A 15,681-nucleotide genomic window follows, 5' to 3' on the forward strand; every position below is an offset into this window, starting at 1 on the left:
GGAACCTTCAGTTAATTGAATTCTGTCAACGCCTGGCCATGGCCAGGACCTGGAACATCAAGCCGACGGCGATACCGGCCAACAGCGCCAATGCAGGCAGCTTGAAGACCAGGAACCCCACCAGCAGGACGCCGAAAACCACGACCCACTTGGCCACGATCGCAATGATCAGGCGAGCCATCGCCGATCCTGCGGCCACCGCACCACCGCCCAGAGCCATCCGTGCCGCAACCCAGCCGCCGGCCGAAATGGCCACACCGGACGCCAGCGCGCCGAGGGCATACTTCGGACCTACCAGCAGGAAGGCCAGGGCCAGGACAGCCACCGCGGCCAGCGGGTAGACCGCGGCGCGCAGCATCAGTCGCCGACCCGCATCAACGGAGTTCAGCACAGGACGTCCCGCGTGGTTGCAAGTGGAGGGCTGAGGCGGCTACAGCAGGGGGGCCTCATCGAGCCGCCAAATTATAGCAATGGGACAATTTGCGAGACAACCGCTGCCTGTTCATCCCTGGAAGCCGCAAGTTGCGGTAACGGTTACATTTTTGCGTGCCACCCGGGGGACAATGACGTCCGCGTGATGCTGCACCGCAGTATTGAACTTTGGTCGCAGGCGCGGAACTTTCGCCGGATGCGCCGGTCCGATCTTTCGACCTGCCTGCAGCAACCTCGTCGACGCTCCGCCCCGCAGGTCCCACATGGCCCCGAAGCCCGGCTCCGGGGCCATCTTTTTGCGTCGTCGCGACAGGGCTGAACCGTGCACACTCCGTGGACCATACGTTCACGGATGGTGGACGGCGGCGTCCGGCACAGTGGCCTTCATTCTGATGAACCACTGCAAGGACTCTTCGATGCGCCCCGTACCCACCCTGCTCGCCCTTTCCCTGCTCGCTGCCGGCGCCTCGTTCGCCAATGCCGCCCACGCCGCCGAAGGCGACGACCGCTTCGCCATCCGTCTGGGTGCGATGAACATCGATTCGGACAACACGCTGCGTGGCAGCACCACCGTGGCCGGCCAGGACATTTCCTTGGACCAGGACTTCAAGCTGGGTGGCAAGGAATGGGAGCCGCGCATCGACGGCATGTTCCGCATCAGCAACCGTCAGCGCCTGCTGTTCAACTACTTCAAGTACGACAAGGACCGTCGCGAGACGCTTGACCAGGGCATTTCCTTCGGCGGTGAGAGCGTGCCGGCCGGCAGCTTCGTGAAGGGCGAGCTGAAGTACCAGGTGGCCAGCCTGGTCTATGACTACTCGGTCGTCGATACCGACACCTTCGACCTGGGCCTGCAGATCGGTGGCGAGTACGCCAAGGTCAGCACCAAGGGCTACGCGGACCTGGGCACGGTGTATGAAGGCCAGTTCCTCAACGAGAAGGCCGATGGCGTGGCACCGGTGGTGGGTGCGCGCATGACCTTCACTCCGTCCGAGCGCTGGATGATCACGCTGCAGGGCCAGTACCTGAACACGCGCTGGGGCAGTTTCGATGACTACAAGGGCGACCTGAGCCGCGCCAATGCGATCGTCGATTACCGCTTCACCAAGAACTTCGGTGTGTTCGCCGGCTACGACTGGTTCAAGCTGGACGTGGACAAGAAGGGCAGCGACGGCACGGTCGGCCTGAAGCAGGAATTCAAGGGCCCGGTGGCCGGTATCAGCTTCGTGTTCTGATCCCCCGCCCCTTCCACGGCATCTTCTCTCCTGGCGCGGCCTCCGGAACATCGGGGCCGCGTTTTTTCTTTGCATCGTCGAGCAGAAAAGCAGGCTGGTCGAGCGCGTGGGGAAGAGGGGCTTGCGTGCGAATGTCCCCCGGCGCCGGCCTACGGCCGTCACCTCCTCCTTTACTTCGCACACAAGCCCCTCTTCCCCCGCGTGTCAGGCATCCAGGCGGGCCAGGCTGTGGCTCTCGACTATCCGCAAGCCGAGCCGCTGCGCGGGTGGCAGGCGTTTGGACAAAGTAAAGGAGGAGGCGACCGCCAAAGGCGGGCGACGGGGGACATTTGACCAGACGCCTGCCACCCGCGCAGCGGCCCAGACCTTCGCGGTGGCAGTTGCCGTAGACGCAGGCGTGGTCGAGCGCTGGGGGAAGAGGGGCTTGCGTGCGAATGTCCCCCGGCGCCGGCCTACGGCCGGCGCCTCCTCCTTTACTTCGCACACAAGCCCCTCTTCCCTCGCGTGTCAGGCATCCAGGCGGGCCAGGCTGTGGCTCTCGACTATCCGCAAGCCGAGCCGCTGCGCGGGTGGCAGGCGTTTGGACAAAGTAAAGGAGGAGGCGACCGCCAAAGGCGGACGACGGGGGACATTTGTCCAGACGCCTGCCACCCGCGCAGCGGCCCAGACCTTCGCGGTGGCAGTTGCCGTAGACGCAGGCGTGGTCGAGCGCTGGGGGGAGTGGGCATCCGGGCGGCTTTGGCACTGCTCTCGACTGTCCGCAAGCCGAGCTGCTGCGCGGGTGGCGGGCATTTCGACAAAGTAAAGGAGGAGGCGACCGCCGCAGGCGGGCGACGGGGGACATTTGTCGAAATGCCTGCCACCCGTGCAGTGGCCCCACCCTTTGCTGCAGCACTGATCGAAGAAAAAAAGCCCCGGCAGATGCCAGGGCTTTTCGTTCGGAACGGCGCGGACGCCTTACTTCTTCTTCGGCATGTACAGATCGGTGATCGTGCCGTCGTAGATTTCCGAGGCCATCGCCACCGACTCGCTCAGCGTCGGATGCGCATGGATGGTGTGGCCGATGTCTTCCGCTTCCGCCCCCATCTCAATGGCCAGGCCGATCTCGGCCAGCAGGTCGCCGGCATGCACGCCGACGATCGCGCCACCGATGATGCGGTGGGTCTCTTCGTCGAAGATCAGCTTGGTGAAGCCCTCGGTGCGACCGATGCCGATCGCGCGGCCACTGGCGGCCCACGGGAACTTGGCCACGCCGACCTTCAGGCCCTTGGCCTTGGCTTCGGTCTCGGTCACGCCGACCCAGGCGATTTCCGGGTTGGTGTAGGCCACCGACGGAATCACGCGGGCGACCCACTCCTTCTTGTGGCCGGCTGCCACTTCAGCGGCCAGCTTGCCCTCGTGCGTGGCCTTGTGGGCCAGCATCGGGTTGCCGACGATGTCGCCGATGGCAAAGATGTGCGGCACGTTGGTACGCATCTGCCGATCGACCGGGATGAAGCCGCGGTCGGTGACCTGCACGCCGGCCTTCTCGGCATCGATCTTCTTGCCGTTCGGCGAGCGGCCCACGGCCACCAGCACGCGGTCGAAGGTGCCCTGCGCCAGCGCAGGCGCCTGGCCTTCCTCGGCGGCTTCGAAGGTCACGGTGATGCCCTTGGCATCGGCGGTGACGCCCGAGGCCTTGGTCTTCAGGTGCACGTCGATGCCCTGCTTCTTCAGGCGGTCGGCCAGCGGCTTGACCAGGTCCTTGTCGGCGCCCGGCATCAGCTGGTCCATGAACTCGACCACGGTGACCTTGCTGCCCAGCGCGCTGTACACGGTGGCCATTTCCAGGCCGATGATGCCGCCGCCGACGACCAGCAGCGAGCCCGGCACTTCGGCCAGCTCCAGCGCATCGGTGGAATCCATCACGCGCTTGTCGTCCCACGGGAAGTTCGGCAGCTTCACCGCCTGCGAACCGGCGGCGATGATGCATTTCTGGAAGCGCAGCAGCTGGGTGCTGCCGTCAGCGGCGGTGATCTCCAGCTCGTTGGCCGAAACAAACTTGCCGACGCCCTGCACGTTGCGGACCTTGCGCTGCTTGGCCATCCCGGCCAGGCCCTTGGTCAGCTGGTTGACGACCTTTTCCTTGTACGCGCGCAGCTTGTCCAGGGTGATGGTCGGCTTGCCGAACTCGACGCCGAAATCACCGGCGTGGGCCACTTCGTCGATGACCGCAGCAGCATGCAGCAGCGCCTTGGACGGAATGCAGCCCACGTTGAGGCAGACGCCGCCGAGGCTGGCGTAACGTTCGACCAGCACCGTATCCAGGCCGACGTCGGCGGCGCGGAACGCAGCCGTGTAGCCGCCCGGGCCCGAGCCCAGCACGACCATTTCGCACTCGATATCGGCCGGCTTGCCACTGGACAGCGCCGGCTTCGGCGCAGCCGGTTCGGCCGGGGCGCGGTGCGACGGGGTCACCGGCGGCTTGCTGGCCGGGGCGGCCGGAGCCGGCGCGGCGGCCTTGGCCGGGGCTTCGGCGGCGCCTTCAGTGTCCAGCACCACGACCACGGCGCCTTCGGACAGGGTGTCGCCCAGCTTGACCTTGATTTCCTTGACCACGCCGGCGGCCGAGGACGGCACTTCCAGGGTGGCCTTGTCCGACTCCAGGGTCACCAGACCCTGGTCCTTCTTCACCGTGTCGCCGACGGCGACCAACACTTCGATCACCGGCACATCGCTGTAATCGCCGATGTCGGGAACCTTGACTTCAATCGTGGCCATGGTGGGTTTTCCTCGTGCCCGCCCGGCGGCGCCGGCGGGCTGTCACTGCATCTGTTCACGCGGCCGCGCCAGGGGCTGCGGCCGCACGGTGGGGGCGAAGCGGTGCCTTACAGCAGCACGCGGCGCATGTCGGCCAGTACCTGCGACAGGTACGTGGTGAAGCGTGCGGCCAGTGCGCCGTCGATGACGCGGTGGTCGTAGCTCAGCGACAGCGGCAGCATCAGCTTCGGTGCGAATTCCTTGCCGTTCCAGACCGGCTGGATGGACGACTTGGAGACGCCGAGGATGGCCACTTCCGGTGCGTTGACGATCGGGGTGAACGCGGTGCCGCCGATGCCGCCCAACGAGCTGATCGAGAAGCAGCCGCCGCTCATGTCCGCCGGGCCCAGCTTGCCGTCGCGTGCCTTCTTGGCCAGTTCGCCGGTTTCCTGCGCGATCTGCACCACACCCTTCTTGTCCACGTCGCGGATGACCGGCACGACCAGGCCGTTCGGCGTGTCGGCGGCGAAACCGATGTGGAAGTACTTCTTCAGGGTCAGGTTTTCACCGCTGGCATCGAGCGAGGCGTTGAATTCCGGGAACTTCTTCAGCGCTGCGGCGCTGGCCTTGATCAGGAAGGCGAGCATGGTCAGCTTGATGCCGGCCTTCTCGTTCTCCTTGTTCAACGCCACGCGCAGGCCTTCCAGGTCGGTGATGTCGGCCTGCTCGAACTGGGTGACGTGCGGGATCATGGCCCAGTTGCGGGCCAGGTTCGCACCGGAGATCTTCTTGATGCGCGACAGCGGCTGGACTTCGGTCTCGCCGAACTTGCTGAAGTCGACCTTCGGCCACGGCAGCAGGTTCAGGCCACCACCAGCGGCGACGGCGCCACCGGCAGCGGCCGGCACGCCACCGCTGAGCGCGGCCTTGACGAACTTCTGTACGTCACCCTTGGTGATGCGGCCACCCTTCTCGGTGCCGTTGATCTGCAGCAGGTCCACGCCCAGCTCGCGGGCGAACACGCGCACCGCCGGGGTGGCGTACGGCACCTTGGCCGGCAGCACGCCATCGGCATTGAACTGCACCGGCGGGCTGGACGGGGTACCGGCCGAGGCGATCTCGCGGGCCGCCAGCTTGTCCGGCTGCGCCGGCACAGCGACCGGCTCGACCTTGGTGGCGGTCTCTGCGGCCGCCGGAGCGGCAGCAGCAGCGGCCTTGGTCGGCGCCGGCGCGGCAGCGCCCTCGGCTTCGATGATGGCAACCACGTCGCCTTGCGACAGATTGTCGCCCACCTTGACCTTGATCTCCTTGACCACGCCGGCCACAGACGACGGCACTTCCATGGTGGCCTTGTCGCTTTCCAGCGTGACCAGGCCCTGGTCCTTCTTGACCGTATCGCCCACGGCGACCAGCACTTCGATGACCGGAATGCCGGCGTAGTCGCCGATGTCCGGCACCAGGGCTTCAACCGCACCACCGCTGGCAGCCGGAGCGGCCGGCGCAGCTGCGGCCGGCGCGCTCTGGGTGGCGGCAGCCGGGGCAGCGGCCTTGGCCGGTGCCGGTGCCGGTGCGGCCGGCTTGGCGGCTTCGGCTTCGCCTTCGGCCACTTCGATCAGGGCCACGACCTTGCCTTCGGACAGGCTGTCGCCCACTTTGACCTTGAGCTCCTTGACCACGCCCGCCACCGAGGACGGCACTTCCATGGTCGCCTTGTCGCTTTCCAGCGTCACCAGGCCCTGGTCCTTCTTGACCGTGTCGCCGACGGCGACAAGCACCTCGATTACCGGGATATCGCTGTAGTCACCGATATCGGGGACAAGTGCTTCCTTGATTTCGGCCATGGGGATAACTCCGGCAATCTGGTGTAGGGAAACGTCTATTGTGCGGCCAGCGGGGTCCAGCGCCAACCGTTACAGGTGTTTTCAGTACGCACGCAGCCGGGACAGGCTGTTGCCCATGGGTCGGGTGCGCGACCAGTCGGTAGCGTATTGTCCAGGCGATGTCCGCTTCATGTCGCCCGCGCGTCGGCCACCGGCTGCCAGGCCTGGCGCAGGCGCGGCAACGACCACGCCGCATTGGCAGGGCTGGTCGACGGCAGCGCGACCACCTTCGGCGGGGCCTCCAGCCGCGGCAACACCCAGCGCTGGAATGCCTGCAATGACGCGCCGCCATTGCAGCCGATCAGCGTCAGCTCAGGCAACGTGGCGATCAGTTCCGGCAGTGCATTGGCCACTTCCGTGCCACGCACGATGTCCGCATCCAGGCTGCCGCGCCGCTCGCAGCGCCCGATCACATCCCACAGGCCGATGCCTGCGGCCTTCAACGCCTGCAGCCGTTGCGCATAGGGCAGATCCGCGTCGAAACCGCAGATATCGGCCATCAGCGGCCAGAAGCGGTTGCGAGGATGCGCGTAGTAGCGCTGCTCCTGCAGGGATGCCACGCCTGGCATCGAGCCCAGCAGCAGCACCCGGCATCCCACGTTCACCTGCGCTGGCAGGCCAATGCACAACGTTGCTGCGCTCACATCTTCTCCAACTGCATGAATGTCGGCGAGAGCAGAAAACGCCATGAATAAAGGCATTCCGCACCCGTCGCTGAACAAGGAAAACTATTTTTTAACGTGCGTCGGATTCGATTCATGTTGGGGCGACTACGGTGTGCTCGCCCCGCAACCGGGGGCCCAAAACAAGAAACATTAGGAGATACCCCCATGCGCTCCATCCGTATCCTGAGTCTCGCCCTGCTGACCTCCGCCGCCTTCGCGCCGGCCGCTTTCGCCCAGGACAGCAGCACCACCGATACCGCTTCGGGCAAGCATTTTGCCGTTGTTGGCGGCATCTCGCTGCTGGAGCCGAAGAACGACCCGATCACCGGCGTGAAGAAGACCGACGGTGGCCCGGCGCCGACCGTCAGCTTCAGCTACTACATCAACGACAACTGGGCCGTTGAGCTGTGGGGCGCTGCCGACAAGTTCGACAACAAGTTCAAGGGCCCGAACAACGCCCGCCTGGGTTCGGTCGAGCAGCAGCCGGTCGCGCTGAGCGGCCAGTACCACTTCGGCCAGGCTGACAACGTGTTCCGCCCGTTCGTGGGCGTGGGCTACTACCAGTCGAGCTTCAGCAACGAGAAGCTGGGCAACGGCGCTGACACCGACATCCGCTTCAAGGATGCCAAGGGCGTGATCGGCACCGTCGGCGTCGACATGAACATCAACTCCACCTGGTTCGCCCGCGCTGACGCCCGCTACATGCGCGCCCGCCCGGACATCAAGGTCGGCGGCGAGAAGATCGGCGAAGCCAAGATGGATCCGTGGACCGTCGGCTTCGGCATCGGCGCCCGCTTCTGATCCAGGCAGCACCTGCTTCACTGATGCAACGCGACGGGCCCTTCGGGGCCCGTCGTCGTTTCCGTCACCCGCGTTCCGCGTGTAGAGCCGAGCCCATGCTCGGCTGCTTTTTTGTAGAGTCGAGCCAAGCCCCCTATTCCGAGTCGAGCGGCGGGCTCCGCGCGCATTGCGATGCGTTACGTTCAATGGCGCCCACGGTCAAGGGTGGCGCGGCTCGGCTCTACAGACACAGGACGCGGAGACACGATGGACGACGTCGACCTGCTGGTGATCGGTGGCGGCATCAATGGCGCCGGCATCGCCCGTGACGCCAGCGGTCGCGGCCTGCGCGTGCTGCTGTGCGAACAGCATGACCTGGCCGCGCACACCTCCAGCGCCAGCAGCAAGCTGATCCACGGCGGCCTGCGCTACCTGGAGCAGGGCGAGTTCGGGCTGGTGCGCAAGGCGCTGGGCGAACGCGAGGTGGTGCGCCGGCAGGCGCCCCATCTGGTCCATCCGCTGCGCTTCGTCCTGCCGTGGGAACCGCACCTGCGCCCGCGCTGGATGCTGCGCGCGGGGCTGTGGCTGTACGACCATCTGGGCCGGCGCAGCCCCGCCTTCCCCGCGTCACGCGCACTGGAACTGCAACACGATCCGCTCGGCCAGTGGCTCTCCCCGGCGCTGCGGCAGGCCTTCAGCTACGCCGATGCGCAGGTCGATGACGCGCGGCTGGTACTGCTCAACGCCCTGGATGCCGCGCAGCGGGGCGCACAGGTGCAGGTGCGCAGCCGCTGCATCGACCTGCACCCCGTGCAGGGCCGGTGGCGGGCCGTTCTGGAATCCGCCGATGGCCAGCGGCACCCCGTGAATGCCCGCGCCGTGGTCAATGCGGCGGGCCCGTGGGCCGGGGGCCTGCTGGAACGGATGCAGGCGCGCAGCGGCGGCCCTGCGCTGCGCCTGGTGCAGGGCAGCCACATCGTGCTGCGCAGGCCCTGGCCCGATGACAGCGCCTGCCTGCTGCAGCAGCCCGACGGGCGGGTGGTGTTCCTGCTGCCTTTCGCCCACGACCACCTGCTGGTGGGCACCACCGATACCGACTATCGCGGTGACCCGGCGCGCTGCAGCGTGCTGCCTTCCGAGGTGACCTACCTGTGCGAAGCGGCCAATCGCTACCTGCGTGACCCCATCGCCCCGGACGAGGTGGTCTGGGCGTTCGCCGGTGTCCGTCCATTGCTGGCCGACCCGGATCCGCGCGCAGCGCAGCTGAGCCGCGACTACCGCCTGCAGGTGCAGGTGGACCCGGCACCGGCGCTGCATGTACTGGGCGGCAAGCTGACCACCTACCGGGTGCTGGCCGAGGAGGCACTGGACCTGCTGCGCCCTGCCCTGCCACAGATGGGACCGGCCTGGACGGCGCGCGGAGACCCGCTGCCGGGCAGCGACTGGGGCGACGCCGCACAGGCGTGCTCGCGCCTGCTGGCGCTGGCACCGTGGTTGCCCGCAGGTATCGCGCGACGCTGGGCCGGGGCCTATGGCAGTCGCGGCGCGGAACTGCTGCAGGGTGTACACGGCCTGCACGATCTGGGCGAGGACTTCGGCGGTGGCCTGCATGCACGCGAAGTGGACTTCCTGCGCGAACGCGAGTGGGCGTGTGACACCGACGATATCCTGTGGCGCCGGAGCAAGCTGGGGTTGCGCCTGGATGCTGCGCAGGTGGCACGGCTGCAGGCATGGATGGAGGGTCGGATCCCTTTCCCACGGAAAGGGCTCTGACCCCCGTGATGCCACGTGTGCCAACCCAGGTTGGCAGCTACCAGGGCAGCCGCGCGCGACGCGATCGATGCATTAGGATTTCCCCATCGCCATTGGAGACGCTGCATGACGCCCCGCTACGTGCTGGCCATCGACCAGGGCACCACCAGTTCGCGCGCGATCCTGTTCGACCGCGCCGGCGACATCGTCGGCAGCGCGCAGCGCGAGTTCGCGCAGATCTTCCCGCAGCCCGGCTGGGTCGAGCATGACCCCCGCGAGATCCTTACCAGCGTCTATGCCACATTGACCGAACTGCTCAGCCGCGGGCAGATCGACCCACGCCATATCGCCGCGCTGGGCATCACCAACCAGCGCGAAACCACCGTGGTCTGGGACCGTGCCACCGGCCAGCCGATCCACAACGCCATCGTCTGGCAATCGCGGCAGAGCCACGCCATCTGCGAGCGGCTGAAATCGGAGGGGCATGAAGCACTGATCCGCGAGCGGACCGGGCTGCTGATCGACGCCTATTTCTCCGCGACCAAGGTGCGCTGGATCCTCGACCACGTGGATGGTGCGCAGCAGCGCGCCGAACGTGGTGAGCTGCTGTTCGGCACCATCGACAGCTGGCTGGTGTGGAACCTCAGCGGTGGCCAGGCACATGTGACTGACTACAGCAATGCGGCACGCACGCTGCTGTTCAACATCCACACGCTGGACTGGGATGACGACCTGCTGGCCCTGCTCGACATTCCGCGCGCGATGCTGCCGCAGGTGCGCGACTCCAGCGCGGTGTACGCACACACCCGGCCGCAGTTCTTCTTCGACCATCCGATCCCCATCGCCGGCATCGCCGGTGACCAGCAGGCGGCGCTGTTCGGCCAGGCTTGTTTCCAGCCGGGCATGGTCAAGAACACCTATGGCACCGGTTGCTTCATGTTGATGCACACCGGCGCGCAGGCGGTGCGGTCGCGCAACGGCCTGCTGACCACCATTGCCTGGGGCCTGGACGGCCGCGTGGAGTACGCGCTGGAGGGTTCGATCTTCATCGCCGGCTCGGTGGTGCAGTGGCTGCGCGATGGACTACGCATGATCGAACGCGCCAGCGACAGCCAGGCGCTGGCTGCGCAGGTGCCCGACAGTGGCGGCGCCTACCTGGTGCCGGCGTTCGTCGGCCTCGGCGCGCCCTATTGGCGCAGTGATGTGCGCGGTGCGATGTTCGGCCTGACCCGTGGCACCCGCAAGGCGCACTTCGTGCGCGCCGCGCTGGAAGCGATGGCCTACCAGACCCGCGATGTACTCGATGCGATGCAGTCCGATGCGGGTATCGCGCTGACCGAGCTGCGCGCTGATGGCGGTGCGATCGGCAACGACTTCCTGGCCGGTTTCCAGGCCGACATTCTCGGTGTGCCGCTGCTGCGGCCGCGACTGACCGAGACCACCGCGCTGGGTGCGGCCTATCTGGCCGGCCTGGCAGTGGGGTTCTGGAACAGCCGCGAACAGATCGCCGCGCAATGGGGCCTGGACCGGCGCTTCGAGCCACGGATGGAGGTGGCCCGGCGCGAGAAACTGTATGCGGGATGGCAGCAGGCGGTGGCCGCCACCCTCGCCTTCCACGTCGATTGAAATGGCAATGCCCTGCCCTGCTGCGGCACGTGGAGTGACACTGTAGAGCCGAGCCATGCTCGGCTGCTGCTGGCGGGATACCGCAAAAAGCAGAGCCGAGCATAGGCTCGGCTCTACAGGCGAATGGGCGCTGGCGTCAGAACGCCGGCAGCACCGCGCCCTTGTACTTGGTCTCGATGAACGCCTTCACCTGCGGGCTGGTCAGGGCCTTGGCCAGCTTCTGCACGCGGGCGTCGTCCTTGTTGTCCGGGCGCGCGACCAGGAAATTCACGTACGGCGAGTCCTTGCTCTCGATCGCCAGCGCATCCTGGGTCGGGTTGAGGCCTGCGTCCAGCGCGTAGTTGGTATTGATCAGGGCCAGGTCGACCTGGTCCAGCACGCGCGGCAGCATCGCCGAGTCCAGCTCGCGGAACTTCAGGTTCTTCGGATTGGCGATGATGTCGCGCTGGGTCGCCAGTGCGTTGGTCGGGTCCTTCAGCTCGATCACGCCGGCCTTGTGCAGCAGGATCAGCGCGCGGCTGTTGTTGCTCGGGTCGTTCGGGATCACCACGTCGGCGCCTTCGCGCAGCTCGGCCAGCGACTTGACCTTGCGCGAGTACGCACCGAACGGCTCGATGTGCACGCCGATCACCTTCACCAGGTCGGTCTTGCGGTCGCGGTTGTAGGCATCCAGGTAGGGCTCGGTCTGGAAGTAGTTCGCATCCACCTGCTTCTGCACCAGCTGGTCGTTGGGCTGCACGTAGTCATTGAACACCCGCACGTCCAGGTCCACGCCTTCCTGCTTGAGGATCGGCTTGACCACCTCGAGGATCTCGGCATGCGGCACGGCCGTGGCGGCCACCACCAGCTTCTGCGAGGGCTCGCCGGACTTGCCGCAGGCGGTCAGGGCCAGCGCAGCGGCGAGCAGGGGCAGCAACAGGGTCTTTTTCATGGGGGATTGAATTCTCGGGGGAGTGTCAGGAGTTTTCGTAGTTGCTCAGGGCCAGCTCAAGCAACGCCTTGGCCTGCTCGCGCAGCATCATGGGCTCGACGATCTCGGCATCCGAGCCGTAATGCAGCACATCCATCAGCAGCTCGCGCGAGACGCTGTACGGCACCTTCAGCTCATAGCGGCCGTCGGCCAGGAAGCGGCCCTGCTGCTTGGAATGCCAGTGCTCGTCGGCCACCCAGCGCGCGGCCTTGGCGCTGAACAGGATGGTCGCCCAGCCCTTCGGCGCGCCAGAGAAGATGCCGTAGCTGGCGCCGAGCTGCTCGTCCAGCTCGCTGTCGGCGACGTCGCGCGCGGTGCTGTCGACCACCCGCGCCTTGTGGATGCGGTCGACCGCGAAACTGCGCAGGGCGTCGCGGTCATGGTCCCAGGCATCCAGGTACCAGTTGTCGCGATAGTGGGTCAGGCGCTGCGGCGAGACGGTGCGCTTGGTCGGCTCGTCGGTGGAACGGGCACGGTACTCGAACGCCAGCTGGCGGCGCTCCAGCACGGCCGATGCGACGCTGCGGAAGCTGCCTTCGTCAAACTTGCGGCCACGGTGCGGAATCACCCGCACGCGGTCGACCGGCCAGCTGGACACGCCGGCCTGGGCCGCCAGCAGGCTCTCGATGCGTTGCTGCAGCGGTGCCAGCACCGACGACAGCACACCACCGCCGGTCCGCGCCAGCAGGTGCTGCGAGGCCAGCAGGGCATGCAGCTCCTCCGAGCTGAGCCACAGGCCGGGCAGCTCGAAACGGTCGCTCTCGTCAGCCTGGTAGCGGAAGCCCGCCTCGCCGTCGCCCTCGATCGGTGCCATCAGCGCATCGCGCAGGAAGGCCAGGTCGCGGTAGACGGTGGCGCGGGAACAACCGAGCTTGTCCTGCAGGGTCGCCACCGTCACCGGATAGCGCGCGGACTTGAGCAGACGATGCAGGGCGGTGATGCGTTCGTATCGGTCCATACCCCCGATTATGTCCGAGTCGCGGGTCTTGTGTGGGACGTTTGGGCTATCGTGGTCGCCCCCACCCTCATGGAATGCCCGATGCGCCGGTTGCCTGCCCTGTCCCTGCTGGCCTGCCTGCTGCTGGCCGCCTGTGATCGCGCGCCGGCGCCGGCCGGCGCCGAGCCCCCGGTACCCGTCGCCGATCCGACGCAGGCGGTGCTGGGCGCCAGCCAGCGTTTCGCGGCCCTGCGCAGCTTCCACGCCGAACTGGAGGTGCTGGGCGCACCACAGCCGGTGCGCAGCGCCATGGACTTCGTCGCGCCCGATCGTTTCCGGGTGGAGACGCCGGCGGGGCCGCAGACCATCATCGGCGACACCATGTTCCTGCAGGCCGACGGCGCGATCCGCCAGGTGCCGACCCCGCCCGGCCTGCTCGAGCAATGGCGCAACCCGCTGCCCGCCGATGCCCTGCCCGCCGAACTGAAGGCCGAAGATCTCGGCAGCCAGTCGCTGGACGGGGTGCAGACCCGGCACTACCGGCTGCGCGGTGCCCAGCCCGGCGAACGCCTGGAGTACTGGGTGGATGCCCAGGGCCTGCCACGCCAGATCGTACGCAGCGGCAGCAGCAATGGCCGCAGCTTCCAGCTGCGCCTGCGCTATTCGCGCTTCAACGACCCTGAGGTGCGCGTCGATCTGCCCTGAATAGGCGACCGCGCCAACGTTCGCTGAAGCGCGCATTGGATCGATTCGGACCGCCATCACGCTTCCAGTATCATCACCGGCTGTCAACCGTTCCGGAGAAGCCTCGATGTCCCTGCGCGTGTCCCTGCTGATCCCCCTGCTGCTGTGTGCGCCGCTCGCATACGCACAGGATGCCTCCGAACTGGCGGCGATGTCCTCGCCGTGGAGCGGCAGTGGTGGCGAGCTCGGGTTTGCCTCGGCACGCGGCAACAGCAGCACCGAGAGCTTCAACGGCCGCCTGCGCCTGCGCTACACCGACGGTGACTGGGTGCACAGCATGGACCTGTTCGGCCTGCGCTCCAGCTCCAAGGTGACCGAAACCAACGACGACGGCACCACCACCCGCCGCAACAACACCACCGCCAACCGCTACACCGGCAGTGCCGGCAGCGCGCTGCAGCTGGGCGAACACCGCCAGCTGACCGCGACGGTGCGTACGGAACGCGACGACTTCGCCACCTACGACCGCCAGAGCTCGTTCGGTCTGGGTTACGGCACCCGCCTGTGGAACACCGAGCGCTTCTCGTTCGACGCGCAGATCGGCCCCGGTGTGCGCCGCACCCACAGCACCGAGGACGACCGCACCCGCACCGGCCTGATCGGCCGTGGCCTGTTCGACATGAAGTATTCGCTGACTGACAACACCGACCTGGTCAACACGCTGCTGGTCGAATCCGGTTCGTACAACACCTTCGGCCAGAACGACTTCGGTGTCTCGGTGAGCATGAACGAGCACCTGGCACTGAAGGCCGGCTGGCAGGCGCGCTACAACAGTGACGTGGCCGAGGACAAGCGCAAGACCGATACGCTGACCACGATGAACGTGGTCTACAAGTTCAAGTAAGCAGAACGGGCGCCCAGGGCGCCCGTTCTTCTTCCGGTAGTGCCGGCCGCTGGCCGGCAACTGCATTCAACTGGGCACGCGGTTGCCGGCCAGCGGCCGGCACTACCGGCGGTAGCTCAGACGTTCAGCAGTTCGCCGGCACCGGCTTCCAGCAGCATCTTCGCCACGCGCTGGCCCAGCGCCTCCGGATCCCGGGCCGGTCCCACCGCCTCGGCGCGCACCGCACGACCATCGCTGGCACTGCCGACCAGGCCCTGCAGGTGCAGGTCGTCGCCCTGCCACTGCGCGATGGCCGCCACCGGCACGTGGCAGCTGCCATGCAGCGCGCGGTTCATCGCCCGCTCGGCTTCCACGCAGGCGCGGGTAGCGGCGTCATCAAGCCTGGCGAACAGCGCCATCAGGCGCGTATTGCCACCGTCGCACTCCACCGCCACCGCGCCCTGCGCCGGTGCCGGCAGCCACTGCGGCGGCTGCAGGCGCGCGACGATGCGCCCGCCCAGGCCCAGGCGCTCCAGGCCGGCCACGGCCAGCACGATGGCGTCGTAGCCACCATTGTCAAGCTTGGCCAGGCGGGTGTTGACGTTGCCGCGCAGGTCCAGCAATTCCAGATCCGGGCGCAGCGCGCGCAGCTGGGCCTGGCGGCGCAGCGATGAGGTGCCGACCCGCGCACCGATCGGCAGCGCGTCCAGCGAGGCGTACAGGTTGGAGACGAAACCATCGGCTGGATCGTGGCGGGTCAGCATCGCCGGCAGCGCGAAGGGTTCGTCCAGTTCCATCGGCACATCCTTCAGCGAGTGCACGGCGCAGTCGGCCTCACCGCGCAGCATGGCCAGCTCCAGCTCCTTCAGGAACAGGCCCTTGCCACCGATGGCGGCCAGCGAGCGGTCGAGCACCTCGTCACCGCGGGTGCTCATCGGCACCAGTTCCACATGCAGCCCGGGATGGGCCTGGCGCAGGCGGTTGGCGACGTGTTCGCTTTGCCAGAGGGCGAGCGGGCTCTTGCGGGTGGCGATGCGGACGGTTTCCATCCGGTCATTATCGCGCCTTCGGCGCGGATACGGCCAACGGCGGAGCCCC

General features: G+C 67.1%; 13 protein-coding genes. 6 read left to right on the forward strand and 7 right to left on the reverse strand.

Annotated features, from left to right (window positions below):
- Nucleotides 1-25: 25 nt before the first annotated feature.
- The gene (locus AC5P7F_RS05660) at nt 26-391 is read right to left on the reverse strand and encodes a hypothetical protein (protein WP_014648497.1); all 366 of its coding nucleotides are present in this window, start codon (nt 389-391) and stop codon (nt 26-28) included.
- A 457-nt stretch (nt 392-848) separates the two neighbouring features.
- Between AC5P7F_RS05660 and AC5P7F_RS05665 the strand changes: the two genes are divergently transcribed.
- On the forward strand, nt 849-1,667 hold the full coding sequence (locus tag AC5P7F_RS05665) for a hypothetical protein (protein ID WP_046432636.1): 819 nt from the start codon (nt 849-851) through the stop codon (nt 1,665-1,667).
- 957 nt (nt 1,668-2,624) lie between these two features.
- On the opposite strand, the gene lpdA is transcribed toward AC5P7F_RS05665, so the two are convergent.
- The 3 genes from lpdA to AC5P7F_RS05680 form a co-directional block, all read right to left on the reverse strand.
- Nucleotides 2,625-4,427, reverse strand: a complete 1,803-nt coding sequence (lpdA, locus tag AC5P7F_RS05670; RefSeq protein ID WP_126411382.1) for a dihydrolipoyl dehydrogenase — start codon at nt 4,425-4,427, stop codon at nt 2,625-2,627.
- Nucleotides 4,428-4,534: 107 nt separating this feature from the next.
- Nucleotides 4,535-6,247: a dihydrolipoyllysine-residue acetyltransferase gene (gene aceF, locus AC5P7F_RS05675; RefSeq protein ID WP_075077125.1), complete on the reverse strand. Its 1,713-nt coding sequence runs from the start codon at nt 6,245-6,247 to the stop codon at nt 4,535-4,537.
- A 167-nt stretch (nt 6,248-6,414) separates the two neighbouring features.
- Entirely contained in the window at nt 6,415-6,930 is a 516-nt protein-coding gene (locus AC5P7F_RS05680; protein WP_134809325.1) for a DNA-deoxyinosine glycosylase, read from the reverse strand.
- 186 nt (nt 6,931-7,116) lie between these two features.
- Between AC5P7F_RS05680 and AC5P7F_RS05685 the strand changes: the two genes are divergently transcribed.
- The 3 genes from AC5P7F_RS05685 (at nt 7,117) to glpK (ending at nt 11,109) form a co-directional block, all read left to right on the forward strand.
- The gene (locus AC5P7F_RS05685; RefSeq protein ID WP_014648503.1) at nt 7,117-7,752 is read left to right on the forward strand and encodes an OmpW/AlkL family protein; all 636 of its coding nucleotides are present in this window, start codon (nt 7,117-7,119) and stop codon (nt 7,750-7,752) included.
- Between the two features lie 246 nt (nt 7,753-7,998).
- Nucleotides 7,999-9,504 carry a glycerol-3-phosphate dehydrogenase gene (gene glpD / locus AC5P7F_RS05690; RefSeq protein WP_164077340.1) on the forward strand — a complete coding sequence of 502 codons (1,506 nt, stop codon included), beginning with the start codon at nt 7,999-8,001 and terminating at the stop codon, nt 9,502-9,504.
- A 105-nt stretch (nt 9,505-9,609) separates the two neighbouring features.
- Complete coding sequence (gene glpK, locus AC5P7F_RS05695) at nt 9,610-11,109, forward strand: glycerol kinase GlpK (protein ID WP_014648505.1); 1,500 nt, start codon at nt 9,610-9,612, stop codon at nt 11,107-11,109.
- A 136-nt stretch (nt 11,110-11,245) separates the two neighbouring features.
- Here the strand turns inward: glpK and AC5P7F_RS05700 are convergent, their stop codons facing one another.
- Nucleotides 11,246-12,040, reverse strand: a complete 795-nt coding sequence (locus AC5P7F_RS05700) for a MetQ/NlpA family ABC transporter substrate-binding protein (protein WP_014648506.1) — start codon at nt 12,038-12,040, stop codon at nt 11,246-11,248.
- 25 nt (nt 12,041-12,065) lie between these two features.
- Nucleotides 12,066-13,037 carry a helix-turn-helix transcriptional regulator gene (locus tag AC5P7F_RS05705; RefSeq protein ID WP_014648507.1) on the reverse strand — a complete coding sequence of 324 codons (972 nt, stop codon included), beginning with the start codon at nt 13,035-13,037 and terminating at the stop codon, nt 12,066-12,068.
- 81 nt (nt 13,038-13,118) lie between these two features.
- Here AC5P7F_RS05705 and AC5P7F_RS05710 point away from each other — a divergent pair, with 81 nt between their 5' ends.
- Together AC5P7F_RS05710 and AC5P7F_RS05715 are read left to right on the forward strand one after the other, a co-directional pair.
- The gene (locus tag AC5P7F_RS05710; protein ID WP_032961274.1) at nt 13,119-13,721 is read left to right on the forward strand and encodes a LolA-like protein; all 603 of its coding nucleotides are present in this window, start codon (nt 13,119-13,121) and stop codon (nt 13,719-13,721) included.
- A 106-nt stretch (nt 13,722-13,827) separates the two neighbouring features.
- The gene (locus AC5P7F_RS05715; RefSeq protein WP_032961276.1) at nt 13,828-14,604 is read left to right on the forward strand and encodes a DUF481 domain-containing protein; all 777 of its coding nucleotides are present in this window, start codon (nt 13,828-13,830) and stop codon (nt 14,602-14,604) included.
- Nucleotides 14,605-14,720: 116 nt separating this feature from the next.
- Here AC5P7F_RS05715 and hemC read toward each other — a convergent pair whose 3' ends face one another.
- Nucleotides 14,721-15,632: a hydroxymethylbilane synthase gene (gene hemC, locus AC5P7F_RS05720; protein WP_164077342.1), complete on the reverse strand. Its 912-nt coding sequence runs from the start codon at nt 15,630-15,632 to the stop codon at nt 14,721-14,723.
- Nucleotides 15,633-15,681 lie beyond the last annotated feature (49 nt).

This window comes from Stenotrophomonas sp. YJH_SMC_105-26, from assembly GCF_059368915.1.